Origin of the sequence: Streptomyces tendae, assembly GCF_008632955.1 — a bacterium.
Classification (GTDB): domain Bacteria; phylum Actinomycetota; class Actinomycetes; order Streptomycetales; family Streptomycetaceae; genus Streptomyces.
This window is the reverse complement of record NZ_CP043959.1, coordinates 3,738,759-3,762,848: the sequence shown is the minus strand read 5'-3', so window position 1 is coordinate 3,762,848 and position 24,090 is coordinate 3,738,759. Positions and strand designations below refer to the sequence as shown.

The 24,090-nt window shown below is 73.9% G+C and carries 17 protein-coding genes and 2 pseudogenes; 6 read left to right on the top strand and 13 right to left on the bottom strand.

Translation table 11 applies throughout. The features are described from left to right. Positions 1-192: 192 nt before the first annotated feature. The 4 genes from F3L20_RS17195 to F3L20_RS17180 all read right to left on the bottom strand — a co-directional run bounded on the left by F3L20_RS17195 (position 193) and on the right by F3L20_RS17180 (position 6,532). Entirely contained in the window at positions 193-1,455 is a 1,263-nt protein-coding gene (locus F3L20_RS17195) for a helix-turn-helix domain-containing protein (RefSeq protein WP_150155132.1), read from the bottom strand. Between the two features lie 143 nt (positions 1,456-1,598). Continuing rightward, positions 1,599-4,427 carry a helix-turn-helix transcriptional regulator gene (locus F3L20_RS17190; RefSeq protein ID WP_150155131.1) on the bottom strand — a complete coding sequence of 943 codons (2,829 nt, stop codon included), beginning with the start codon at positions 4,425-4,427 and terminating at the stop codon, positions 1,599-1,601. Between the two features lie 231 nt (positions 4,428-4,658). Beyond that, positions 4,659-5,564, bottom strand: a complete 906-nt coding sequence (locus F3L20_RS17185) for a dienelactone hydrolase family protein (RefSeq protein WP_145824572.1) — start codon at positions 5,562-5,564, stop codon at positions 4,659-4,661. Positions 5,565-6,319: 755 nt separating this feature from the next. Further along, the gene (locus F3L20_RS17180; RefSeq protein ID WP_206338788.1) at positions 6,320-6,532 is read right to left on the bottom strand and encodes a hypothetical protein; all 213 of its coding nucleotides are present in this window, start codon (positions 6,530-6,532) and stop codon (positions 6,320-6,322) included. 114 nt (positions 6,533-6,646) lie between these two features. Here F3L20_RS17180 and F3L20_RS17175 point away from each other — a divergent pair, with 114 nt between their 5' ends. Further along, entirely contained in the window at positions 6,647-6,853 is a 207-nt protein-coding gene (locus F3L20_RS17175) for a hypothetical protein (protein WP_150155130.1), read from the top strand. A 63-nt stretch (positions 6,854-6,916) separates the two neighbouring features. On the opposite strand, the gene F3L20_RS17170 is transcribed toward F3L20_RS17175, so the two are convergent. The 3 genes and pseudogenes from F3L20_RS17170 to F3L20_RS17165 all read right to left on the bottom strand — a co-directional run. Next, a complete protein-coding gene (locus tag F3L20_RS17170; protein WP_150155129.1) occupies positions 6,917-8,578 on the bottom strand; it encodes a tetratricopeptide repeat protein in 1,662 nt (553 codons plus the stop codon). Between the two features lie 158 nt (positions 8,579-8,736). Further along, positions 8,737-9,228: a hypothetical protein gene (locus tag F3L20_RS34010; protein ID WP_167534698.1), complete on the bottom strand. Its 492-nt coding sequence runs from the start codon at positions 9,226-9,228 to the stop codon at positions 8,737-8,739. A gap of 210 nt (positions 9,229-9,438) precedes the next feature. After that, positions 9,439-9,777: pseudogene (locus tag F3L20_RS17165) on the bottom strand (nitrate reductase); the annotation flags it as partial. Positions 9,778-10,009: 232 nt separating this feature from the next. On the opposite strand from F3L20_RS17165, the gene F3L20_RS17160 reads away from it, so the two are divergent. Continuing rightward, the gene (locus F3L20_RS17160) at positions 10,010-10,831 is read left to right on the top strand and encodes an SAM-dependent methyltransferase (RefSeq protein WP_150155128.1); all 822 of its coding nucleotides are present in this window, start codon (positions 10,010-10,012) and stop codon (positions 10,829-10,831) included. Between the two features lie 120 nt (positions 10,832-10,951). On the opposite strand, the gene F3L20_RS17155 is transcribed toward F3L20_RS17160, so the two are convergent. Both F3L20_RS17155 and F3L20_RS17150 read right to left on the bottom strand, forming a co-directional pair. Beyond that, complete coding sequence (locus F3L20_RS17155; RefSeq protein WP_145824578.1) at positions 10,952-11,872, bottom strand: helix-turn-helix domain-containing protein; 921 nt, start codon at positions 11,870-11,872, stop codon at positions 10,952-10,954. Between the two features lie 209 nt (positions 11,873-12,081). Next, positions 12,082-12,315 carry a DUF397 domain-containing protein gene (locus F3L20_RS17150; protein ID WP_145824579.1) on the bottom strand — a complete coding sequence of 78 codons (234 nt, stop codon included), beginning with the start codon at positions 12,313-12,315 and terminating at the stop codon, positions 12,082-12,084. 188 nt (positions 12,316-12,503) lie between these two features. Between F3L20_RS17150 and F3L20_RS17145 the strand changes: the two genes are divergently transcribed. The 4 genes and pseudogenes from F3L20_RS17145 to F3L20_RS17130 all read left to right on the top strand — a co-directional run bounded on the left by F3L20_RS17145 (position 12,504) and on the right by F3L20_RS17130 (position 18,413). Then, positions 12,504-13,037 (top strand): ATP-binding protein, encoded by a 534-nt coding sequence (locus F3L20_RS17145; protein WP_382684749.1) that lies wholly within the window; start codon positions 12,504-12,506, stop codon positions 13,035-13,037. Between the two features lie 29 nt (positions 13,038-13,066). Next, positions 13,067-13,610, top strand: a pseudogene (locus F3L20_RS17140) (hypothetical protein). Between the two features lie 644 nt (positions 13,611-14,254). Beyond that, positions 14,255-16,885 carry a SpoIIE family protein phosphatase gene (locus F3L20_RS17135; protein WP_206338926.1) on the top strand — a complete coding sequence of 877 codons (2,631 nt, stop codon included), beginning with the start codon at positions 14,255-14,257 and terminating at the stop codon, positions 16,883-16,885. A gap of 163 nt (positions 16,886-17,048) precedes the next feature. Next, positions 17,049-18,413 carry an FAD-dependent oxidoreductase gene (locus tag F3L20_RS17130; protein WP_150155126.1) on the top strand — a complete coding sequence of 455 codons (1,365 nt, stop codon included), beginning with the start codon at positions 17,049-17,051 and terminating at the stop codon, positions 18,411-18,413. A 93-nt stretch (positions 18,414-18,506) separates the two neighbouring features. On the opposite strand, the gene F3L20_RS17125 is transcribed toward F3L20_RS17130, so the two are convergent. From F3L20_RS17125 to F3L20_RS17110, 4 genes are all read right to left on the bottom strand, one after another. Further along, the gene (locus F3L20_RS17125) at positions 18,507-20,879 is read right to left on the bottom strand and encodes a glycoside hydrolase family 65 protein (RefSeq protein WP_150155125.1); all 2,373 of its coding nucleotides are present in this window, start codon (positions 20,877-20,879) and stop codon (positions 18,507-18,509) included. A gap of 204 nt (positions 20,880-21,083) precedes the next feature. After that, positions 21,084-22,832, bottom strand: coding sequence for a sensor histidine kinase (locus F3L20_RS17120; protein WP_150155124.1), 1,749 nt, complete (start codon positions 22,830-22,832; stop codon positions 21,084-21,086). Between the two features lie 259 nt (positions 22,833-23,091). Further along, positions 23,092-23,466, bottom strand: coding sequence for a hypothetical protein (locus tag F3L20_RS17115; protein ID WP_145824585.1), 375 nt, complete (start codon positions 23,464-23,466; stop codon positions 23,092-23,094). A gap of 83 nt (positions 23,467-23,549) precedes the next feature. Next, positions 23,550-24,074 (bottom strand): roadblock/LC7 domain-containing protein, encoded by a 525-nt coding sequence (locus F3L20_RS17110; RefSeq protein ID WP_150155123.1) that lies wholly within the window; start codon positions 24,072-24,074, stop codon positions 23,550-23,552. Positions 24,075-24,090: the final 16 nt, after the last annotated feature.

The window sequence follows — 24,090 nt, the reverse complement described above, 5'->3', positions numbered from 1 at the left end:
TGGCGTCCCGCTCGACTGCGCCCAGGGGCGGGGGGCCGCGGTTCGGCGGTGGCTGCGGGGTGTGGGGGCTGGGCGTGCGGTTCCCCGCGCCCCTGGGGGCGAGTGGCGGTCCGCTCGACTGCGCCGGCGGTGGCTGCGGGGTGTGGGGCTGGGCGCGCGGTTCCCCGCGCCCCTTGGGGCGCGGGGTGTGGGTCAGGGGTTGAGGAGGCGGTGGGCCGTGAGGGCGAGGCCGGCTTCGATGAGGTCGGTCGGGCGGGAGAGGGAGCGGCCGGTGAGTTGTTCGTAACGGCGCAGGCGGTTGAGGACCGTGTTGCGGTGGCAGTAGAGGCGGCGGCTCGCCCGCTGGGCGGAGCCGTCGCAGGCCAGCCAGGTGGCGAGGGTGTCCAGCAGGACCTCGGCGTCGGCCGGTTCCAGACCGGCCAGCGGGCCCAGCAGCCGGTCGGCCAGGGCGGCGGCGAGGTCAGGGCTCGACGCCACCAGCGCCGCCGGCAGGTGCTCGGTCAGCCGGACCGTGCCCCCCTGCCCGGGGCACAGCCGCAGCGCCGTGTCCGCCAGTTGCCGCGCCTCCCCCACGGCGGCCAGCCCCTCGACCACGCTGCTGACGCCCACGCGCACGCCGGGCGGTTGCTCGTCCGGGACGATCGCCGCCGCGTCGCCCTCGACGACCAGCACGATGCCGTGGTCGGTGTCCATCCCGGTGTGCCAGTGCACGCGCACACCCGGCGCGAGAGCCGCCTGGGCAGCCGTACAGCCCGCGGACCGGGCCCCCTCGACCGCGACCACGACGTACCGGCCCTGCTCCGGCAGGTCCAGCGCCTGGGCCGCCTCGGGCAGGTCGGCGATGCGGCTCGTGCCGTCCAGCAGGGCCGCGGCCAGCAGACGCACCCTGTTCTCCCTCCGCCACGCCAGTTGCCGTTCGGTCTGCCGGTAGGCGTCGGCGACGATGGTGGAGTGCTCGTCGACGAAGTCCCACACGTCGGACGCCACGTGCACCAGCAGCCGTACGTCCTCCGGCGCCGCCCGGGACGTCTCGTCCACCAGGCCCTGCCACACCAGCGAACCGCCCAGCCGGAAGGCGTGCAGCACCGCGTCCAGCGGCAGGCCCTGCTCGGCGCGGGTGGCGCCGATCTTCCAGGAGCAGCGGCGCGCCCCCTCCCGGGCGCCGCGCGGGTCCAGCAGCGAGGAGATGCTGTGCCGCAGCGAGCGGTGCACCTCCTGCCAGGTGGCGACGGCGTCGCCCTCGACGGCGGTGCGGTAGGCGGGCTCCTGCTCCTGGAGCACGGCGACCAGTCGGTCCGTCAGCTGGGGCAGGTCGTCCAGCAGGACGCGGGCGGCCCGGTGCAGCACCCGCAGCGCGTCGGCGTCGATCAGCGACCGCACACGCGGTGTCCGCGACCGGGGTGCGGGCACGGGTCCGGGGCGCAGCAGGGTACGTGGCCGTACGGCGTGAGGCATGGCGCATTCCCCCCAGGGTCGGGCTTCCCGGCGGCGCCCGTGCGGCGACCCCGTACCGGCGCCCGGCAGGTACGGGGAGCCCGCGGGCCGGCCGCCGTCGGACTCGTCCTGCCCCGAAGGATGGCATACCGTCCGGTCGGTCCCTAGAGTCGTGCACCGGTCTTTTCCTCCTGCTCGACCAGACGCACCAGCTCGACCCGGGAACGGAGACCGAGTGTGGCGAACACGTTCCGCAGGTGGTAGTCGACGGTACGGGTGCTCACGGACAGCCGGAAGGCCACCTCCCGGTTGGTGGCGCCCTCGGCGACGCACCGTGCGATCCGCAGTTGCTGCGGGGTCAGCCGGGCCAGCTCCCCCGCCTCCGTGGCCGCCGCGGGGGCCGCGCCGCCCGCGCGCAGTTCGGCGGCCGCCTGCTGCGCCCACAGTCCCGCGCCGCAGCGTTCGAACCCGATCCGCGCCTCCTCCAGCCGGGTACGGGCCTCACGCAGCCGGCGCCGGCGGCGCAGCCACTTGCCGTAGAGCAGTTCGGTGCGCGCCCGTTCGAAGTCGCCCGCGTCGTCGTGCCGGCCCAGGGCCCGCAGATACAGTTCGTCGGCCGCGTCGGGCGCGGCCAGCAGGGCGCGGCAACGCAGGAGTTGGGCGGCGGCCTGCGGGTCGGCACCGCAGGCCGCCCACAGCGCGAAGTCCTCCACCACCGCGGCAGCGTACTGCGGGCGTCCGGCGGACGCGGCGGCCTCGACGAAGCAGGGGACGGCCAGCATCCACACCGCGAAGTGGCCGCGGCGGGCGCCTGGGCGGACCAGCGGCCCGAGCCGCGCGGCCGCCTCGCGGGGGCGGCCGGCTCCCAGGTCGGCGCGGGCGGCGGCCCAGTGGGCGAGGGTGGCGGCCTGCGCGAGCCCGTGACGGCGGGCGGTGTGCAGGGCCGCCTCGGCGTGCTCGCAGACGAGGTCCACCTCGCCCTCGATGGACGCGGCGAGGGCGAGGACGGCGTGGTGGTGCGCGGCGGTGTTCCGCTGCCCGGCGCGCTCCGCGGTGCGCAGGCCTTCCTCGGCGTGGGTGCGGGCGAGCTGGTGACGTCCGGCGCGCAGCTCGGCGTACGCCAGGTATTCGAGGGCGCGGGGTTCGAGGGCGGCGGACCCCGACGTCCGTGCGGCGGCGAGGGCCCGGGCGCCGGCGCGGCGGGCGGCGGTCACCTCGCCGAGCATGAGGGCGGCGGCGGCGGAACGGAGGAGGGTGGCGGGATCGGTGCCGTGCAGTCCGCGTTCGAGCACGCGTCGCAGCGGGTGCGCGGCGAGATCGAACCGTCCGAGCAGGACGGCGCGCATCCCGTCCCGGTGGTCCCGGGTGACGTCGGCGCCCTGCGGAGGGCCCGAGGGCGGGCCGCCGTCGGGCACGGGAGCGGTCGACGGGATGCCCGCCGCGCGCGGTGCCGTCGCGCCCACCCGTGCCGCCCTGCGGGACGGCTGCCCGCAACGGCGAGGGGTCTTGGCGGCGGATCCTCCCACGCCCCCGGCCAGGGACCCGGCGGGGACGACGGAGGGTTCCGGCGTGTCGGTTCTCGGGACCCGGACGCAGGCGGTGGCCAGCGGGGTGACGGGCGGTGCGTAGGTGGGGGCCAGGGCGGACAGGCAGGCGGCGGGGTCACCGGCGGACCAGGCAGCGTCCGCCGCGCCCAGGGTGGCCCGGGCGGCGGCGTGCGGGGCCGTGGGGGCCAGCAGCTCCGCGGCGAGCAGGAACGACTCGCGGGCGTCGTCGACCGGGCCGTCGGCCAGCAGTACGGCGCCGCGCAGCAGTTCCGCGCCGCCCCGCACCGACGCGGGCTCGGCGGGGCCGCGGGCCAGGTCGAGCAGGCGCCGGGCGTCGGAGGCGCGGCCGGCGAGGAGGGCATGTTCGGCGGCGGCGAGGTTCCGCCGGGCCCGGTCCGCGTCGTCCCGGGCGAGGTCCGCCGCCCGGACCAGGGCATGGTGCCGGAGGGCGGGTGTCGCCGGGCACGCCGGATCGGCCGCTGCCGCCGCCAGCGCGTCCGCCAGGCCGGACGCCGGGCCGGTCACGGCCCAGGAGCGGTGCAGCAGGGCGAGGACTCCGTCCGCCTCCGCCGCCGCGCCGGCCAGGGCGCGGTGCGCCGCACGGCGGTGTTCGGGGAGCGCGCAGGCGTACACCGCCCGGCCCACCAGGGCGCTGCGGAAGCGCAGCCGGCCCTCGGTGCGGGCCAGCACCTCGGGCAGCGGCCCCTCCGCCACGGCGCCGCACGCCCGCTGGACGAGCCCGGCGTCGGCGTCCTCCTCCCCCGTCGCCCGTACGGCCGCCGCCGTGGTCAGCAACAGGTCCCCGCACTCCCCCGGCGGGCCGGGCAGGCGTCCGCCGGCCACCCCGGCCAGCACCTCGGCATCGACGAGCGGCCGGGGCAGCGACCGCGCCCCGGCGAGCTGGGCGGGCGACAGCCGCTGGACCGACGCCCGCAGCAGCGCGGGGTTGCCCTCGGCGGCGGTCACCAGTTCCTCACGCACGGCGGGGTCGACGGCGCCGTCCGTGGCCTCCTCGACCAGCAGCGCCGCGTCGCCGGGCGTGAGCGGGCCGAGCCGCAGCACGGGCAGCCCTGTGAACTCCCGGTCGACAGGCCGGTGTCCGGCGACGGTCAGCAGCAGCACCGCCGGCAGGCCCGACTCCCGTACGCGCGCCGCCGCGTGTCCCAGCGCGGCGCGCGACGGGGCGTCCCACAGGTGGGCGTCGTCCACGCACACGAGCAGCGGCCCGTCGGTGGCGGCCGTCCGCAGGGCGTCGTCCAGCTCGCGTACACGGTCCGCGCCGAGGTGCCGCACCGGCCCGTCGCGGAAGAGGCGGGCGGCGGTCTTGAGGAACGTGGTGCGGCCGCAACCGGGTTCACCGGTCACGACACGGACGCCGCCGTCGGTGTGCAGCGCGTCCAGCAGCTCGGCGACCTGCTGCTGTCGCGCGGTCGTGTGTCCGGTCATTCCCGCGACCTTACTCACGCGTAAGGTCGCGCGGAAGGAGTTCGTCCGAAGGTGCGTGAACGCGCAACGGCCGTGCCATCAGGGGCTTTCCCCGTGCCGCGTACGGTGCGGGGTGTGACGGCGCCCAAGGCGGGCGGCGCCCCTCGGTGCGCGCGCACAACGCCGGTGGCGGCCCGCGTCGTACGCGGACCGCCACCGGTGGGACGGGCGCCGGGTGCCTGGCGCCTCGGATCAGGAGGTGTGCGGGCAGTTGCCCCGCGACTCCTCGATCGTCAGGCTCGGCCGGGGCAGCGGGCAGAGGAACTGCTCGTAGCGGGTGTCGTTGTCGATGAAGCGCTTCAGCCAGGAAATGCTGTACTTCGCGATCGTCGTGTTCGACGAGTTCGGGGTGAAGTGGGTGGCGTTGTTGAGCTCCAGGTAGGCCCGGTCCAGGGACGAGGGCAGGTTGCTGTAGAAGGGCTCGGCGTGGCTGGCGACGGGGGCGATGGAGTCGCCGTCGGCGCCGAAGATGAGCGTGGGGGTCCGGAGTTCGGGCCAGGTCTTGTCGAGGTTCCAGGGCGTCAGCGGGATGGCCGCCTGCAGCGAGGGCCGGTCCTTGGCGGCCTCGAGCGAGCCGCCGCCGCCCATGGAGTGGCCCATGACGCCCAGTCTGCCGCTGTCGACGCGGTTGCGGACGGAGCTGCGCTGGGTGAGGTAGTCCAGCGCCGCCAGCAGCTGGTCGCCGCGGGAGTCGGGCTGGTCGACGGTGGTGTTGGTGTCGATGGTGAACACCACGAAGCCCTGCGAGGCGAGACGCGGGCCGAGCCAGGAGATGGAGGACTCGAGCGCCGTGAAGCCGGGCGAGATGGCGATGGCGCCGAAGGTGCCGTCGGCGGTGGTCGTGGGGTAGTAGATGGTGCCGCCGCCGAAGCCGGTGACGGCGAGCCGGGAGACGGAGGTCTGCGACACCGCGTACGGGCCGCGCAGCGCCTCGATGCTCGATTCGGTGGGCGCCGGCCCGCGCTCGTAGGGGTTGTCCGCCGCCGCGTGGGCGCCCGGGCCGGTGAGCGTGCTGAGGCCGACGACGGCGGCGAGCGCCGCGGTCAGTCCGGCCAGGCGGCCGGTCCTGCGCCTGCTGGTGTGGGGGTGCTGCTGCACGACGAGTGGTCCTCTCTGTCGCGGCGAGCGGCCCGGTCGGCCGGTGCACGGGGTCACGGCGTGGGTGGGGAGCCGTGCGGTGGCCGGGGGCGCCGCCTTCTGACTGGCGGTGCCACTGTCGAGGGGGAGGTGTCGTGCGGGGACCGGCGAAATCACCGGTCTTCAGTGGGGGCGGGGTCGCACCGGGGTGCGGGTGGCGGGTTCTCGCGCAGTTCCCCGCGCCCCTGAGGGGGGTGGTGGCGTCCCGCGCTGTGTGCTTCGAACGAGGCTGGCGCAGGCGCTGCGGGCCCGGCTCGGGGAGAGCGGTGCGGGTCGTGAGGGCTGAGCGCGCAGTTCCCCGCGCCCCCCGAGGGGGTGGTGGCGTCCCGCGCTGTGTGCTTCGAGCGAGGCTGGCGCAGGCGCTGCGGGCCCGGCTCGGGAGAGCGGTGCGGGGTCGTGAGGGCTGAGCGCGCAGTTCCCCGCGCCCCCGAGGGGGTGGTGGCGTCCCGCGCTGTGTGCTTCGAGCGAGGCTGGCGCAGGCGCTGCGGGCCCGGCTCGGGGAGAGCGGTGCGGGGTCGTGGGGGCTGAGCGCGCAGTTCCCCGCGCCCCTGAGGGGGGTGGTGGCGCCGTCTGCCGCAAGCCCCGCGCCCCTCTCGAGCCGAGGCGGACACGGGATGCATGGGCGGGGGTGCCGGGGGTACCCGGACAGGCACGGTCACCGTCGGAGTCGGCGCTGACGGTGGCGGCGACGGCGCCCCCTCGGAGGCGCCGTCGCTTCATGCCGCGTCGTAGACGTGGGCCCGGCCGCCGACCCACTTCACCCAGGCCGGATCGTCCAGCAGCCGCTCACCCTCCGGCAGCCCGACGCGTCGCAGGAACTCCACGACGTCCCGGTCGGCGTAGGCGAGGCCGACGATCTCGCCGCGCACGGTCACGCGCCGGCCGCCCGAGCCGAGCGGCGGGTGCACCACGATCGGAGCCTTCGTCATCACTCCAGGATCCGCCCGTGCCGTCCCGTATGCATGCCGGGCCCCCGTGTCACCCGACTGGCCCGCCGGACGAGCCGTCCGGCTCCCCGCCGTGCTGACATGGAGGCGGCCTCCATGCCTACCCGGAGGGAGCTGGGAATGCACGAGATGTGGTGCGGTGCAGACACTTCGGGGGAGCCGGTCTGGCATGTCCTCACCCCTGACAAGACCTCGACGCTGTGCGGGGTGGAGAAGGAGGAGGAATCACCCCGACGCGACACGACGGACCGGCACTGCTTCTCCTGCATGCGGTCGTTCCAGGCCGTCGTGGCGTCCCGCTGAGGACTCCGGCCGCCCCCACGACGCCGGCGGCCCCGGGAACCACCCGGGGCCGCCGGCGTCCTGTCAATGGCAGGCGCCGTGCGTCTCAAGCCGGCAGAAGCAGGACGCCTCGACGGGTACGTCCGCCAGCGCGGCCGCCTGCCGCAGCTGCCGGGCGACGATCGCGGCCTCCCCGGTCTTGCCGCCACGCAGCAGGCACTCGTGGAAGCCGTGCAGCGCCCAGACGTTGTTCGGGTGCTGCAGGGGCCGGGGCAGGGTGTCGTCCAGCCCCAGATCGGCCCGGTAGACGGCCTCCGCCTCCGCGACCCGGCCCTGCTCCAGGAGCAGCGCCCCGTAGGCGTGCCGGGTGGGCTGCATCCAGCCCCACGGCTCGTCGTAGGGCAGGCTGTCGTCGAGTTCGACGGCCCGCTCCAGTGCGGCGAAGGCGGTGTCGTGGTCACCCTTGCGGTAGGCGAGTTCGCCGTCCAGCATCGCCGACGCGATGGCGAGGAGGTCGTGGCAGGTGTTGTTGAACAGCATCCGGGTCTCGGGGACCCGGTCCACCGCCGCGCGGAACTCCTCCCGCTCGGCGTCGGCCCGCCCGGTGTCACCGGTCACGGCCAGGGCGATGCCCCGGGCGTAGCGCAGCATCGCGGTGGTGACGCAGTACAGCCGCGGATCCTCGGGGAACGGCAGGGAGAGGATGTCGTCCCAGCGGCCGAAGCGGATCAGGACGTGGAAGCGCATCGCCAGGAAGCCCTCCAGCCAGTCGGCCATGGGCGGGCTCTCCACCCGGAGCAGCTTCTCGGGGACGGCGGCCTCCAGCCGTGCGGCGGCGTCCAGGGCCACCGCCGACTGCCCGGCGAACATGGCGCCGTAGAGTCGGAAGTGGTGGTTGTGGCCGCGGTAGAGCGTGTAGAAGTTCATCGCTCCCGCCCGCCGCAGGTACTTCTCGTCGGCGGCGACGGCGGCGGTGTTGTCCGAGACGACCCGGCGGTAGTCGCCGCACAGCACCTCCAGGTGCGAGGGCATGTGGAGCAGGTGCCCGGCGTCGGGGGCGAGGCCGCGCAGCCGGTCGGCGACCGTGAGGGCCGCCTCGGGGGTGGGTGACATCTCCATCAGGTGGATGTAGAGGTGCACCACGCCGGGGTGGTGGGCGCCGGCCTCGGTGGCGAGGGCGCCGTCGAGCACGGCCTTGGCCTCCTCGGTGCGGGCACCGTCGGCGGGCAGTCCGGTCCTGAGGTCCCACAGCTGCCAGGGGGTGAGGTTCATCAGGGCGTCGGCGCAGAGCGCGGCCACGTCGGGGTCGCCCGGGGCGCTCTCGTACACGGCGAGCATGCGGTCCGCGTACGGTTCGTTCCACACCGAGCAGTCCTCGGCGGCGTGGGCCTGCGGGTAGCGGGCGCGCAGGGCCTCCACGAGGGCGCGTTCGACGGGGGTGGCGCGGGCCGCCGCCCGGTGCGCCCGTTCCACCGCGGCGTGGGTCTGCTCGACGGTGGTGGTGAGTTCCTCGCCGTCGAAGGCTTCCCACGGCTTGTTGTAGTTGGGGCCGAGGGCGTAGGCAACCCCCCAGTGGGCCATGGCGCAGTCGGGGTCGGCGTCGGCGGCCCGCCGGAAACACGCGACCGCCTCCTCGTGGTTGAAGCCGTAGGTCCACATCAGCCCACGGTCGAACCAGAGTTGGGCCGCCGGGGAAGTCGTCGTCACGGGCCGTCCGTAGGCGCCGAGGTCGTAGTAGCCGTCCATGGTGCCTGCCTCCCGGGGGAACCGGCCGGACCGGCCGCCGCTCGTCCGGCGGCCGACGTCCCGTGGGGACGAAACCGACGATAGCGGGGCACGGTCGCCCGCGCAGGCGTGGCCGGGCATCCCCTTCCTCCGGGTCCGCGGGTGCGGCCCCGGACGGGTCAGACGCTGACGAGGAGCTGCGGCGACAGCACCTTGATCATCGTGTTGGTCCAGCGCATCTGCCGCAGGGTCTGCGGATGGCAGTCGGAGACCAGCTCCAGCAGTTCCCGGTCCCGGGTGGCCTGTGCCGCCTGGGCCAGCATCTCCCAGTTCAGGGAGTTGCGGACGGCGGCCAGGTGCAGGTCGCGCAGGTCCTCCAGGAGGAGCAGTCCCGTCCCGGGGCGGCGCCCGAGAGCCTGCGCGGTCTTCTCGCGCAGGGCGGTGAGCGCGCCGGGTGCGGTGTGATCGCGCGGGCCGGGCAGGTCGACGCCGTGATCGGGGCCGAGGGCGGCCAGCCGTGCCGCGTGCTCCCGGGACCAGCGGGCCACGTCGGTCGCGACGTGGTGCACCTCGTGCTCGGTGCGGTGGCGCTCGGCTACGGTGAGCAGGTGCGTCTCCAGGTCGCGCTCGCCGTCGTGCAGGGCGCGCAGGGTGATGCCGATGCCGTTCATGCGGTGCTCCCCGTCCTCACGTCGTCCGTGGCCGGCTGCGGGGACGCCCCGCGCCGGGTGACCAGGGTGACGCGGGCGGCGGCCGTCTTGAACAGGGGCTGTTTGGACAGCGGGTCCCAGTCGGTGACGGTGGTCTCGTTCGCGGCGCGCCCGGGCCGGCCGTCGGGCGGCCGGTGGCCCTCCGGGGTGTCCCAGTAGTCGTAGTGGAACGGTCTCGACGTGCCGGCCGCTCTCCCGGACGAGGGGGCGGGTGAGGCGGTCCGGGGTGTGGTTGGCCTGCCAGCCGTAGAGGTCCTTGGGGCCGAGCCGGCCGCGGTTGCCCCGGTCGGCGGTGCGGCCCCGCACGCCCACGATGCGTCCGCCGCGCACCGCGATGTCCATGGCGTCGCCGTTGGAGTGCAGGATCGAGGCGGAGGGCACCCACCGCTCCACGTCGTCCTCCGTCACCCCGTCCGCCAGGTGCAGGTCGGTGCGGGCCGGCCAGGAGGTGGGCGCGTAGGGGGTGCGCACGCCCCACGGGTCGGTGATCCGGTCCGGTGAACCGTCCACGATGGTCCGACCTCCACGACGGCGGTGCTGTCGCGGGGCGGGTATCCCGGCCCCAGCGGTCAGACCATCACTCCACACACTCACCACGACACCCGGAGTGACGACCTGACACACCTTCACCATTCCTTCGGGGTCTTGTTCGCCGACGGGCTGGCAAGGGCCGAACGGCCCTCCCTAAGATGTATTTCCTGTCCAGCCAGTCCAGTTGGCGCGGCACTCCGCAGGGGGAACGATGCACACCGGTAAGCAGCTGTCCACCGAGATCGACGCAACCGTGCCGACGGCCGCGCGTATGTACGACTATTACCTGGGCGGCAAGGACAACTACGCCGCGGACCGGTCCGCGGTCGAGGAACTCGACAAGGTGGTGCCGAGCACCCGCCGGCTGGCTCTGAACAACCGGCGTTTCCTGCAGCGCGTGGTCCGCACACTGACGCAGGAGTACGGGATCCGGCAGTACCTGGACCACGGGTCCGGCCTGCCCACCCAGGACAACGTGCACCAGGTCGCGCAGCGCATCGACCCCACCACCCACGTGGTGTACGTCGACAACGACCCGATGGTGCTGGTGCACGGCCGGGCGCTGCTGGAGCAGGACAAGCGCACCGTGGTCATACAGGCGGACATGCGCGAGACCGACGGGATCTTCGGCCACGCCGAGACCCAGCGGCTGATCAACTTCGACGAGCCGGTGTGCGTGCTGTTCAACTCGGTCTTCCACTGCATTCCGGACAGTGACACCGACGGTCCGATGGCCGTCGCCAACCGGGTGCGGGAGCGGCTGGCGCCGGGCAGCTTCATGGTGATGTGCCAGCTGGTCAGCGAGGACGAGAAGGTCCGCGACTTCGTCACCGGCTTCATGGACCAGGTGACCCAGGGGCACTGGGGCCGGGTGCGTCAGCAGAAGGACGTCGAGGCGCTCTTCGACGGCCTCGAGATCCTGGAACCGGGTCTCGTGGAGGTGTCCACCTGGCGCCCGGACACCGAGGTGGCGCCCCGTCAGCTCACCCAGGAGTGGATCGAGTTCGGCGGCGTGGGCCGGATACCCGGGTAACGCTCCCGACACCGCGACGCCCCTGCCCGGACCTCGTGGGACCGGGAGGGGCGTCGGTACGTCCGGCACGCGTCGCGGAGGCAGGAACCGTCGGTGCTCCTCGGACGCGCGGGGTTCCGCCTACTGCGCGGAGTAGCGTTCCCTTATCGTCCGGCGCAGCAGCTCCACCGACTCACGGGGCTTGAGGGCCTCGTCGGCGAGACGGTCGAGCACGATCCGGTACTCCTCGGTCTCGTCGCGGTCCTCGAGGAAGTTCGCGCTTCTGATGTGCTCCAGGTAGACCACGTCGGGCAGGTCGAGGCCGCCGAAGCGCAGATAGGTGACCGGGATGGCGGGGGCCGAGGCGTTGGTGACGTTCAGCGGGACGATCTGGACCGTGACGTTGGACCGGTCGGCCATCACGGCCAGGTGTTCGAGCTGTTCGCGCATCACCGCGCGGTCGCCGAGGACGCGCAGCAGCACCGACTCGTCGATGACGGCCCACAGCTGGGGGGCGTCCTGGCGCATCAGCAGCTCGGCGCGGCGCATCCGCAGCTCGACCCGCCGCTGCACCTCGCTCGCCGGCGCGTGGGGCAGACCGCGCTCGACCACCGCGCGGGTGTAGGCGGCGGTCTGCAGCAGACCGGGGACATACTGGATCTCGAAGGTACGGATGGTGGCGGCGGCCTCCTGGAGCCCGACCAGGCGGTCGAACCACTCGGGCATCAGCCGCTTGTCGTACCGCTGCCACCAGCCCGGCTCGCCGGCCCGCTGGAGCAGCTTCAGCAGGACGGAGGCCTCGTAGCCGTCGGTGCCGTAGAGGTCGAGCAGTGCCCGTACATCGGTCTCGGTCGGCGGGCGGCGGCCCTTGCCGGACTCGATCCGGGACAGCTTGGCCCCGCTGAAGCCGACGGAACGGGCCGCCTGGTCCTGGGACAGACCGGCGTCCTCACGGAAACCGGCCAGCTGCACGCCCACCAGCATCTTGAGCAAGGTCGGCGCGGGCTCGGGCCTGTCCAGGTAGGGTTCCAGACGGGAGATGCGATGCGACGCGGCGGACATCCTGACTCCCAGCAGACCGGCACAAGGGCGATTCACACTATCGCATCTGACACCGCCTCACCGCACGCGGAAGCGAAATGCCGACCGAAGTGGGGCAGTTGGACTCCGGTTCACCGGCGACGGCCGAGGGCCCGGTGCCGGCTCCACGGCGTTTCCCTGACCGGCCGGCCGACACCCGGGCCAGGGCGTCGGCACCGGACGGGGGGCGGTTATCGGACGAGGTGGTCGAACTCGCCGTCCTTGGCCCCCGCCAGGAAGGCGGCCACCTCGGCGGCGGTGTAGACGAGGGCGGGCCCGTCGGGGTCACGGGAGTTGCGCATCGCGACGTCACCGCCCGACAGCGGCGCGACCTCGACACAGTTGCCCTCGGCGTTGCTGTGCCGGCTCTTGATCCAGCGGGCGTCCAACTGGCTGGCCCGCACTCCGTTCCGCACTCCAGGCACCGCTGTCTCCTTGCTGTTGCCGTTCGCCGCACACGGCCGCCGCCGCACATGGCGAAAATTCTCGCGCAATTTCCCGTGCAATTGCACGCGAGCGCTGACAGCGTGGATAATAGCCGTGGCGTCAACCCCTGTGGGAACGCCCCGTCCTGACGTCGCATCAAGGAGATGCCGTGTCATCACCTGTGCACTTGACGCTCCGGCCGCCGGCCTCGGCCGTGTTACCGGCGGGTGACCCCGGCGCCCGGTCGTACGGCCCGCTTCCGGCGGTGCCACGGATCGAGGACGGGACCCCTCTGCCGACGGTGCCCGCCGCCGCCCCCCACGCGGCGGTGAGCATCACCTGCAGCCGGGAGGGCCTCGCACGGGCGCGGTCCTTCACCCGCGACACCCTCGGGGACTGGTCGCTCACCCACTGCGGTGACGACGCCACCCTGGTCATGACCGAGCTCGCCGCCAACGCCGTCACCCATGCGGCGTCGCGGTGCCCGGGTGCGCCGGACGTACGGCTGGGGTTCCGTCTGGAGCCGGCGCACCTGTTGCTCACCGTCTCCGACCCCGACGACCACCCGCCCGTGGTCTCCCCCGGCGCCGGTTCCGGCCTGGAGGAGCACGGCCGGGGGCTCCGCATCGTCGACGCGCTGTCCGAGGCGTGGGGCTGGACCCCCACCGCCCCGATCGGCAAGACGGTGTGGGCCCGGTTGTCCACCCGCCCGCCCATCTGACACGACTGCCGCGGAAAGGCACCCACGCCATGCGCAGCGCTTCTACGGAACAGCCGAGCAGCGAGCGCCCAGTGCGCCACACCTCCCCCACCGGAGTGGCACGATCCACGCCCCTCACGGCCCTGTCCCAGGTGCCCTGGGCGGACATGCAGGACTCCACCGGATCGGCGGCCGCCATTCCGCTCCTGCTCAACGGCATCGCCTGGGGCGACGCCGGCACGGCCAGGGCCGCCCTGGAGGATCTGCGGAAACGCATCTGCCAGTACGGCTTCGTCACGGAGCAGGCGACCGCCGCCACGGTCCCTTCCTCTGGGAGCTGGCCCAGCTGCCGCATGTCACCTGCCGGGCCGGCATCATCCAGCTCCTCAAGGCCATCGCCGACGCCCGGCAGTGGGAGAGCACGGCCGCCGCGTACCCAAGCTGCTCAACCGCCGTGAGAACCCGGTGGTGTGGGAGCGGGCCGCCCGGCAGGCGGTGCGGGCCCGGCGCGGCGAGCTGAACCGGCTGCTCGCGGAGCCGGACACGGAGATCGCCCGGGCCAGCACGGAGCTTGCGCGCGCCCTGGCCGACTGAGGCCCGCCCGGCGCCGTGGCCGTGGCGCCGCCCTACGCCCACGGTCCCGCACCACGGCCGTGCACCGCCGCGTGCCCCTTGTCTCCGGCCGCGGTGCACGCGCCGCGCCGCACCGGGCGGTGCGTCACGGGCCCGTCAGGGCCGCACACGCCGGGCCCGTCCCGACGGGACGGGCCCGGTCAGGAAGACGCGCGACTGCTCGGGGACGAGTCGCGCGTCGGGGGAGGGTCGCGCGCGGCCAAGGGGGAAAGGCCGCGCGCGACCCGCACACGCATGCGAAGCACGCGGGCCCTGTTGTTCACGCCGGTGCGAATACGCCCCAGGGGCGCGGGGAACCGCGCGAACGACCCCCACGGCGCCGCACGCTTCCTGACGCGTGCGCCCAGGAGGCTGCCCCCGCGGTGATGGGGCGGCTGCGGCTCCGTCTGGGCCGGTCGCGCGGTTTCCCGCGCCCTTGCAGGGGCGAACCGTAGCTTCGAAAGGTGCCGCCCCGGCCTACCCTCGCCTCGGATGGCGTGGCAGTGTAGACATGGCACATGGTCCGACTCATGGGTCGATCCCGGACCCGGTCGCCCCAGCGGTCCGGCGCAGCCGCCTCCGTGCGGCGCCGGCGGCAGGAGAGCGGCCGCTCCGGGTGGCATCCGATGGCGGGGCTGCGGTCGGTGCTGAGCGGGCGCAGCGTCGCCGGACAGGTGTTCGTCCTGCTCCTGGTGATGGTGCTGCTGCTGGTGGTGGCCGCCGTCGTGGCCCTGGTGCTCCAGGTGCAGCGGGACAGCACGCGGGAGGCCCGCAGTCGTTCCCTGGCCGTCGCCGAGGCGTTCGCGAACGCCCCGGGGACCGCCGAGGCGCTGGAGTCCCCCGACCCCACGGCCGTGCTCCAGCCGCGCGCCGAGGCCGCCCGCAAGCGGTCGCACGTCGACTTCGTCGTGGTGATGAACACCGACGGCATCCGCTTCACGCACCCCAAGCCGGACCGCATCGGCCAGAAGTTCGTCGGCACCATCGAACCCGCGCTGGCCGGCGAGCCGGTGGTGGAGGAGATCGAGGGCACCATCGGTCAGCTGGTTCAGGCGGTGGTCCCGGTGGAGGACGCCGACGGCACCGTGGTGGGCCTGGTGTCGGCGGGCATCACCACGGAGCACGTGGGCGGAGCGGCCGAGGACCAGCTGCCGCTGGTGCTGGGCGCGGCGCTCGCCGCACTGGCGCTGGCGACCTGCGGCGCGGCCCTGATCAGGAGACGTCTGATGCGGCAGACCCACGGTCTGGGCCCGCACGAGATGACCCGGATGTACGAACACCACGACGCGGTGCTGCACGCGGTGCGCGAGGGCGTGTTGATCGTCGAGGGCGACGGCACCCTCCTGCTCGCCAACGACGAGGCGCACCGGCTGTTCAGCCTGCCGGACGACGCCGAGGGCCGGCACGTGCGGGACCTGGGGCTGGATCCGGCCACGACCGAGCTGCTGTCCTCGGGCCGGGTCGTCACCGACGAGGTGCTGCCGGTGGGCGACCGGCTGCTGGCGGTCAACCAGCGGGCCACCGACCCCTCGGGCGGCCACGGCGGCAGCGTCATCACCGTCCGGGACTCCACCGAGCTGCGGGCCCTGTCCGGCCGGGCGGAGGAGTCGCGTGAGCGTCTGAACATGCTCTACGACGCCGGCGTGGGCATCGGCACCAGCCTGGACGTGACCCGCACCGCGCAGGAGCTGTCGGACCTGGCCGTCCCCCGGTTCGCCGACTTCGCCACGGTGGACCTGTTCGAGTCGGTGCTGGCCGGCGGTCACCCCGACGCGGCCGCCGCGCTGCGCCGCACGGCCCGCACCGGTGTCACCGACGACGCACCGCTCTACGCGACGGAGCAGCAGATCCGCTTCGTCGCGTCCTCGCCGCAGGGCCGGAGCCTGGCCACCGGCCGGGCGGTCCTGGAGCCGCGGCTCGACGAGGCGCCGGGCTGGCAGGCGCAGGACGTCGAACGCTCCGCGCAGGTCGTGGAGTACGGCGTCCACTCGCTGATCACGGTGCCGCTGCGGGCCGGGGCGACGGTCCTGGGCGTGGTCAGCTTCTGGCGGTTCCGCAAGCCCGACCCGTTCGACGAGGAGGAGCTGGCGCTGGCGGAGGAGCTGGTCGCCCGGGCCGCGGTGTCCATCGACAACGCCCGCCGTTACACGCGCGAGCACAGCATGGCGGTGACGCTCCAGCGCAGTCTGCTGCCGCGCACCCTGCCCGAGCAGAACGCCCTGGACATCGCCTACCGCTATCTGCCGGCGCAGGCCGGGGTGGGCGGTGACTGGTTCGACGTGCTGCCGCTGTCCGGTGCGCGGGTGGCGTTGGTGGTCGGCGACGTCGTGGGGCACGGACTGCACGCGGCGGCCACCATGGGGCGGCTGCGCACGGCGGTGCACAACTTCTCCGCGCTGGACCTGCCGCCCGGGGAGCTGCTCGCGCTGCTCGACGAGCTGGTCGGCCGGATCGACCAGGACGAGGCGCAGGACGAGCACGTGGCGCCGGTCATCGGCGCGACCTGTCTGTACGCCGTCTACGACCCGGTGTCGCGGCGCTGCGGCGTGGCGCGCGCGGGGCATCCGCCGCCGGCGCTGGTCCGGCCGGACGGCCGGGTGGAGTTCCCGGACGTCCCCGCCGGTCCCCCGCTGGGCCTCGGCGGGCTGCCGTTCGAGTCGGCGGAGCTGGAGCTGCCGGAGGGCAGCAGGCTGGTCCTGTACACCGACGGGCTGGTCGAGGACCGCGAGCACGACATCGACGTCGGTCTTGAGCAGCTGCGCGAGGCGCTGGCGCGGGCCGGGGACTCGCCCGAGGAGACCTGCCGGGTCGTGGTGGAGTCCCGGCGTCCGTCCCGGGCCGCGGACGACATCGCGCTGATCGTGGCGCGCACCCGGGCGCTGGCCCCGGACCGGGTCGCCGAGTGGCCGGTGCCCTCCGACCCGGCGGCCGTGGGCGAGGTGCGGGCGGAGGTCACCCGGAAGCTGACCGAGTGGGGGCTGGAGGAGCTGACGTTCAGCACCGAGCTGATCCTCAGCGAGCTGGTCACCAACGCGATGCGGCACGGCGCCGCCCCCATCCGGGTGCGGATGCTGTACGAGCGCCATCTGATCTGCGAGGTCTACGACAGCAGCAGCACCTCCCCGCACCTGCGGTACGCGACGATGACGGACGAGGGCGGGCGTGGACTGTTCCTGGTCGCGCAGATGGCCGAGCGCTGGGGCACCCGCTATCTGGCGGCCGGCAAGGTGATCTGGGCGGAGCAGAACCTTCCCTGAGGGGCTCCCTCCCGACGGGCACACGCCGACCCATAAGGCCACCTGGGGACACGGCATAAGGTCGGCTTATGAGCCCATAGACCGGACCCGCGTACCAGGTAAGGCAAGCCTGAGTTTAGGCTTCCCCACGAGACGCTTGTCATCGCTCGAAGGGAACCTGACCATGCCCCGCCCCCTGCGGGTAGCCATCGTCGGATCCGGCCCCGCCGGGATCTACGCCGCCGACGCCCTGCTCAAGTCCGACGTGGCCGCCGACCCGGGCGTGTCCATCGACATCTTCGAGCGGATGCCGGCGCCGTTCGGACTGATCCGTTACGGCGTCGCTCCCGACCACCCGCGGATCAAGGGCATCATCACGGCCCTGCACCAGGTCCTCGACAAGCCGCAGATCCGCCTGTTCGGCAACGTGGACTACGGCACCGACGTCCACCTCGACGACCTGCGCGCCTTCTACGACGGCGTGATCTTCGCCACCGGCGCCACGGCCGACCGCGCGCTGCCGATCCCCGGCATCGACCTGGACGGCTCCTACGGCGCCGCGGACTTCGTGTCCTGGTACGACGGTCACCCGGACGTGCCCCGCACCTGGCCGCTGGAGGCCGAGAAGGTCGCGGTGCTCGGCGTCGGCAACGTCGCCCTGGACGTGGCGCGCATCCTCGCCAAGACGGCCGACGAGCTGCTGCCCACCGAGATCCCGCCGAACGTGTACGAGGGCCTGAAGGCCAACAAGGCGATGGAGATCCACGTCTTCGGCCGCCGCGGCCCGGCGCAGGCGAAGTTCAGCCCGATGGAGCTGCGGGAGCTGGACCACTCCCCCAGCATCGAGGTGATCGTCGACCCCGAGGACATCGACTACGACGACGGCTCGATCGCCACCCGGCGCGGCAACAAGCAGGCCGACATGGTCGCCAAGACCCTGGAGAACTGGGCGATCCGCGACGTCGGCGACCGCCCGCACAAGCTGTTCCTGCACTTCTTCGAGTCGCCCACCGAGATCCTCGGTGAGGACGGCAAGGTCGTCGGCCTGCGCACCGAGCGCACCGCCCTCGACGGCACCGGCAACGTCAAGGGCACCGGCGAGTTCAAGGACTGGGACGTCACCGCGGTCTACCGTGCGGTCGGCTACCTCTCCGACAAGCTGCCCAAGCTGCCCTGGGACATCGACTCCGGCACCGTCCCCGACGAGGGCGGCCGGGTCGTCCAGGAGACCGGCGAGCACCTGCCGTCCACGTACGTCACCGGCTGGATCCGGCGCGGTCCGGTGGGCCTGATCGGGCACACCAAGGGCGACGCCAACGAGACCGTGGCGAACCTGCTGGCCGACTACGCGGGCGGACGTCTCGGCACGCCCGCCTCCCCGGCCCCCGAGGCGGTGGACGCGTTCCTCGCCGAGCGCGGCATCCGCCACACCACCTGGGACGGCTGGTACCGCCTGGACGCGGCGGAGAAGGCACTGGGCGAGCCGCAGGGCCGTGAGCGCGTGAAGATCGTCGAGCGCGAGGACATGCTGCGCGAGAGCGGCGCCTGACCCGGGAGCCCGCGAGGACCCGTACGCCGGGTGTCCGGCCGGTGTCATGCCGGCCGGACACCCGGCGTCTTCCCGTTCCGGCGCCGGGGCGGCTCAGTCCGGCAGGGTCAGCCGGGCCGTCTCGCCCGGCTCGACGCGCACCACGCGGTGCTCCGGCAGATGCACCTCGATCGGGGAGCGGCCCGACGAGGGCACGGTGATCTCCAGCAGTTCCCTCCGCAGCCGCAGGCGCACGCCCCAGTGACCGTGGTAGCGCACGGTGAAGCCGTAGGAGGACAGCTCCGGCAGGGGCACGGGGTCGAGCCACAGGGCTCCGCCGCGGGTCTCCAGGCCGGCCAGTCCGCGCTGGACCAGGTCGAGGGTGCCGGCCATGGCGCCGAGGTGGATGCCCTCGCCCGTGGTGCCGCCCTGGATGTCGGCGATGTCGGACTGCAGGGCCTCCTGGCAGAACTTCCAGGCGTCCGCGCGGCGGGCCCGGGCGAGGACCCAGCCGTGTACCAGGCCGCTGAGGGTGGAGCCGTGGCTGGTGCGGTGCAGGTAGTGGTCCACCGTGCGCCGCCAGGTCCGTGCGTCCAGGTCCAGTCCCAGCCGGCGGAAGACGCCCTGCAGCTCGGCGGGTGAGAACAGGTAGCCCAGCATGAGGACGTCGGCCTGCTTGGACGCCTGGTAGCGGTTGACGCTGTCGCCCTCGGCCTCCAGGATCCGGTCCAGCCGCCGGATGTCGCCGTACCGGTGCCGGTAGCCCCGCCAGTCCAGCTCGGCGAGTTCGCCGTACCCCTCGAACTGGCTGATGACCCCGTCGTGGAAGGGGACGTGGAGGGTGTGCGAGACCTCTTCCCACTCCTCCAGCTCCGCCGTGTCCAGCCCGGTGCGCTCGGCCAGCTCGCGGCGCCGCGGCTCGGGCAGGGCGCGCAGCACCTCCAGGGTGCGGGTGAGCACCCAGGCGGCCGTGACGTTGGTGTAGGCGTTGTCGTCCAGGCCCGGTTCGGGGGCGTCCGGGTATGCCTCGTGGTACTCGTCGGGCCCCACCACGCCTTTGATCCGGTACCGGCCCAGGTGGTCGTCGAAGGCCGCCCAGCCGGCCCAGAAGCGGGAGATCTGCAGCAGCATCTCGGCGCCCTTGGTGTGCAGGAACTCCTCGTCTCCCGCGGCCTCGCAGTACTGCCACACGTTGTACGCGATCGCCGAGCCCACGTGGTGCTGAAGGTGCGAGTGGTCCGGCAGCCAGCGCCCCGAACGGGGGTTGAGGTGCAGCTGCTGGGTCTCCTCACGGCCGTCGCTGCCGCTCTGCCACGGGTACATCGCGCCGCGCCCTCCGGCGTCGTGCGCGGCGGTGCGGGCGCGTTCCAGGCGCCGGTGGCGGTAGTGCAGCAGTGCCCGGGAGACCTCCGGGAAGTGCAGGTTGAGGTAGGGCAGGACGAACAGCTCGTCCCAGAAGACGTGCCCGCGGTACGCCTCCCCGTGCAGGCCCCTGGCGGGCACCCCCACGTCCAGGTCGGCGGTGTGCGGGGAGAGGGTCTGCAGCACGTGGAAGAGGTGCAGCCGCAGGATGCGGCCCGCCTCGTCGGGCACGTCCGGTTCCGAGCGGCGCCACAGCTGCCGCCAGGCCGTCAGATGGGGTGCCAGCAGGTCGTCGAAGCCGGCGGCCCGGCTCACCCGGTCGACGGCGGCGTGCAGCGGGTCGCTGATCGCGGGGTCGTGGGAGGTGTGCAGGGCGACGACCTTGTCCACGGTGAGGGTCCGCCCGGGCGCCAGGTCCAGCCGTGTCGTCTGCACCGCCCGGGGCCGGTCGTGCCGGACCGAGACGGCCGCCGGCGAGGTCAGCCGGGCGGCGAGGGCGACGCGGATGTCGGAGGTGCGGGTGCGGCAGCGCAGCCACACGGTGTCCCCCGGCGAGGTCCCGGTGAGTACATGGGTGAGGTGGCGTCCGTCGAGGTCGGCGTAGCGCCGTACTCCGGCGTTGGTGACGCCTCCGTCGAGCGCCGCCTCCACCTCGAGCGGACCGGTGAACCCCTCGGCGGTGAACTCGGTGCGCAGGCCCGCGAGATGGGGGTCGGCCATGTGCACGAACCGCAGCTGCCGTACCAGGAGGGCGCGTCCGGACCCGAGTCCGTACCGGGTGCGGCGTTCCATCAGTCCGGAGGACAGGTGCAGGGTCACGGCGTGGTCGGCGACGGCCGCGGTGTCGGGGGTCAGCCAGTCGGCGCCGGGCAGCCGGAAGCGCAGGGGGAGCCAGTTGGGCAGGTTGACGACGTCCTCGTTCTCGACCTGGCGGCCACCGACGGCGGAGGCGAGCCGGTTGTAGATGCCGGCCGCGTAGGTGCCCGGGTAGTGCGTCTCGTCGGCGGAGCACTCGGCGAGGGCGCCGCGGGTGGCGATGTAGCCGTTGCCCAGGGTGCACAGCGACTCCCGCAGCCGCTCGTCGGCCGGGGCGTAGCCCTCGTACTCCCAGGTCCAGCCGGTCACTGCGCCGCTCCTCCCGCCGACGTCCGCCGCGCACGGTGCCGGATGTCCCGTACGGGGACGCCGGGTGCGGTGCCGCAGCGGTCCGGTCCGGCGCCGTCACCGGCGGCGCGTCCTGCCGGCCGCGGCCCGGGTGACCCCGCCGTGGCCGGGACGGCACACCGAGTACCCCCCGCCGCTCCCGGACACACACCGCCGACCGAGCGGCTACTGCTCGCCCACGGGGACCCGCCACACCAGGGTGGTGCCTGCGCCGGGGGTGCCCGTGACATCGAAGGCGCCGCCCAGCTGCCCGGCGCGCTCGGCCATGTTGCGCAGTCCGCTGCGGCGGCCCCCGGGCGGCAGGCCCACGCCGTCGTCCGTCACGGTCAGCCGTACCTCGCGTCCGTCGGTCTCCAGGGCCACCTGGACGCGGCTCGCGCCGGCGTGCCGGGCGACGTTGGTCAGCGCCTCGGAGAGCACGGCCACCAGGTGGTCGGCGGCCTCCTTGGAGACGTGGGTGTCGATCAGGCCCTCCATGCGCACGCTCGGCGCGAAACCCAGCAGCGGCGCGGCCTCGCCCACCAGCCGGACGACGCGGGCACGCAGCCCGGTCCCGGCGCCGCCGGTGGACGCGCGGGATCGCAGCCCGAAGATGGTCGAGCGGATGATCTTGATGGTCTCGTCGAGGTCGTCGACGGCCCGCAACACCCGCTCGGAGGCCTCCTTGTGGTCGATGAACCGGCCGGCGCTCTGCAGCGTCATGCCGGTGGCGAACAGCCGCTGGATGGCCAGGTCGTGCAGGTCGCGCGCGATGCGGTCGCGGTCCTCGAGCACGGCGATCTGTTCCGCGTCCTGGCGGCGCTCGGCCAGCTCCATCGCCACCGCGGCCTGGGCGGCGAAGCCGCGCAGCGGCTCGATCTCCTTGTCCGTGAAGACGTGGCCGCCGCCGGCGCGGACCAGCAGCAGGATGCCGCGCACGCCGTCACCGGAACCGATCGGCACCGCGACGGCGGGGCCGAGGCCGGTGAAGCTCTGCGGGCCCTGGAAGACACGTTCGTCGTGGCCGATGTCCCGCGAGGTGACGGGCGCGGCGCCGGCGAAGGCCCGGCCGAGCAGACTGCCCTCGACCGGCACGACCAGGCCGCGGTGGGTCGCCGCGTCCTGTCCGACGGCCAGCTCCACGGTGAGCGAGTCGGTGCCGGCCATGGGCACCGCCACCACGGCGAGGGATGCGCCGGTGATCTCGCGGGCCCGCTCGGCGACCAGCAGCAGGGCCGTGCCGCGTTCACTGCCGGACATCAGGCCGTGGGTGATCTCGGCGTTGGCCTGCAGCCAGCGCTCCCGCAGCCGGGATTCCTCGTAGAGTCGGGCGTTGTCGATGGCGACCCCGGCGGCGACCGCGAGGGTCGACAGGACGGACTCGTCCTCCTCGTCGAACTGCTGACCGCCGCGCTTCTCGGTCAGGTACAGGTTGCCGAAGACCTGGTCACGCACGCGGATCGGGACGCCGAGGAAGGTGTTCATCGGCGGGTGGTGCGGCGGGAAGCCGTAGGAGGCGGGGTGATCGGAGAGTTTGGGTATCCGCAGCGGCTCGGGATGGCGGATCAGCTCGCCGAGGATGCCGTGGCCCTCCGGGTAGTGGCCGATGCGGGCGATCTCCTCGTCGCTGACGCCGACGGTGTGGAAGGCGGACAGCCGCGTGCCGTCCGGGCCGATCACCCCGAGGGCGGCGTAACGGGCGTCCACGAGCGCCGCGGCGGCCTCCACGATGCTGTGCAGGGCCTGTTCGAGGTCGAGTTCCCGTCCGACGGAGAGGACCGCTTCGAGGAGACTGTGCACCCGGTCGCGGGTGCCGCGGGCCGCGTCGATGCGGGCCTGCAGTTCCTCCAGCAGTTCGTCCAGCCTGAGCTGCGGCAGCCGTGGGCGCGCGTCCTCGTCCCGATCCGGGGCCGTGTCCCGCCCGGCGTCTGTCACCCGTGTGCCTCCTGTCCCCGCACTCCGGTACCGCCCGGCCGGCGTCCTCCCGGGCGGCCGTCGGTAACGGTCCGATAAACGTGACGGTACGGCATCAGGCGGGCCGCACGACCGGCGGGGACCACCGGACGGAGCCCTTCCGCGCCGCCGTTCCGCCGGACGCGGTGCGGGGTTCCCGGAACCGGACCCGGGCGGCCCCGCGACGTCCGTGGCCCCGCGCACCGGTGTGCGGTGCGCGGGGCCACGGACGGGTGAGGGCTCAGACCTCCAGTTCGTTCTCGATCCGGCGCAGCTGGTGGCGCGCCATCGCCAGGTTGGCGCGGGCGGCGTCCAGCACGAGGTACAGGAACAGGCCGTTGCCGCCGCGCCCCTTGAGCAGGCGGATCAGGTGGTACTGGCTGTTGAGGGTGATCAGGATGTCCTCGATCTCCTCCTTCAGCCCCAGCAGTTCCATGGTGCGCAGCTTGGACCGCACCACGTCGGTGTTGCCGGCGGCGGCGACCTCCAGGTTGAGGTCCTTGCCGCCGCCCAGGGTGCCGAGGGCCATGCCGCTGGTGTAGTCGACGAGCGCGGCGGCCGTCGCGCCGTCGATGGAGCTGAGGCATTCCTTGAGCGCGGTCTCGGTGTTGGCCATGAGTGGTGTCCTTTCCGGATCATGAAGGGTGGTGCGGGCCGGCGCCGCTCGGACGGGCGTCCGGCCGGAAGTGAGGTACGGGGTCAGCCGCCGGTCTGGGGCCGGGGCCGGTGGGTGGGACGTTGCGGGGTCCGTACGGGGAGGGTGCCGATGGGCCGGGCCCGGTCCGTGGCGTCCGGGGCGCCGGCGCCCTCCCGGGTCGCGGGCCGGTCGGCGTGCCGGCCGCCGCCGGGACCGATGGCGGTGTCCACCAGTTCCGCGATGCGGGCGCCGCTGCGCCGGCCCTCCAGGTGCAGGCGGCCCACGTTGACCCGGTCGTCGGCGAGGAGGGTGAGCACGGCGGTGGTGCCGGCCGCGTAGGTGGCGATGTAGCCGAGGCTGCCGCGGACCAGGAGTTCACGGAACTCCCCGCGGGCGGCCGCGTCCGTCATCCGGTGGGCGACGCCGAGCGCGGCGGCGGTCAGCGCGGCGAGCCCCTCGGGTTCGGTGTCCGGTGCGTCGTGGGCGAGGACGAGCCCGTCGACCGTGGCCGCGAGGGAGCCCGCCAGCCGCGGGACGCGGGTGCGGAGCCGACGCAGTTCGTCCAGCACGTCGGTCTCGACGGCCATGAGCAGTCTCCTTTCG

What these genes read in the sequence shown, in the direction of transcription:
- F3L20_RS17195 (WP_150155132.1), bottom strand. Translation starts at nt 1,455, where the DNA reads ATGCCTCACGCCGTACGGCCACGTACCCTGCTGCGCCCCGGACCCGTG.
- F3L20_RS17190 (WP_150155131.1), bottom strand. Translation starts at nt 4,427, where the DNA reads ATGACCGGACACACGACCGCGCGACAGCAGCAGGTCGCCGAGCTGCTG.
- F3L20_RS17180 (WP_206338788.1), bottom strand. Translation starts at nt 6,532, where the DNA reads ATGACGAAGGCTCCGATCGTGGTGCACCCGCCGCTCGGCTCGGGCGGC.
- F3L20_RS17175 (WP_150155130.1), top strand. Translation starts at nt 6,647, where the DNA reads ATGCCTACCCGGAGGGAGCTGGGAATGCACGAGATGTGGTGCGGTGCA.
- F3L20_RS17170 (WP_150155129.1), bottom strand. Translation starts at nt 8,578, where the DNA reads ATGGACGGCTACTACGACCTCGGCGCCTACGGACGGCCCGTGACGACG.
- F3L20_RS34010 (WP_167534698.1), bottom strand. Translation starts at nt 9,228, where the DNA reads ATGAACGGCATCGGCATCACCCTGCGCGCCCTGCACGACGGCGAGCGC.
- F3L20_RS17160 (WP_150155128.1), top strand. Translation starts at nt 10,010, where the DNA reads ATGCACACCGGTAAGCAGCTGTCCACCGAGATCGACGCAACCGTGCCG.
- F3L20_RS17155 (WP_145824578.1), bottom strand. Translation starts at nt 11,872, where the DNA reads ATGTCCGCCGCGTCGCATCGCATCTCCCGTCTGGAACCCTACCTGGAC.
- F3L20_RS17135 (WP_206338926.1), top strand. Translation starts at nt 14,255, where the DNA reads ATGGCGGGGCTGCGGTCGGTGCTGAGCGGGCGCAGCGTCGCCGGACAG.
- F3L20_RS17130 (WP_150155126.1), top strand. Translation starts at nt 17,049, where the DNA reads ATGCCCCGCCCCCTGCGGGTAGCCATCGTCGGATCCGGCCCCGCCGGG.
- F3L20_RS17115 (WP_145824585.1), bottom strand. Translation starts at nt 23,466, where the DNA reads ATGGCCAACACCGAGACCGCGCTCAAGGAATGCCTCAGCTCCATCGAC.
- F3L20_RS17110 (WP_150155123.1), bottom strand. Translation starts at nt 24,074, where the DNA reads ATGGCCGTCGAGACCGACGTGCTGGACGAACTGCGTCGGCTCCGCACC.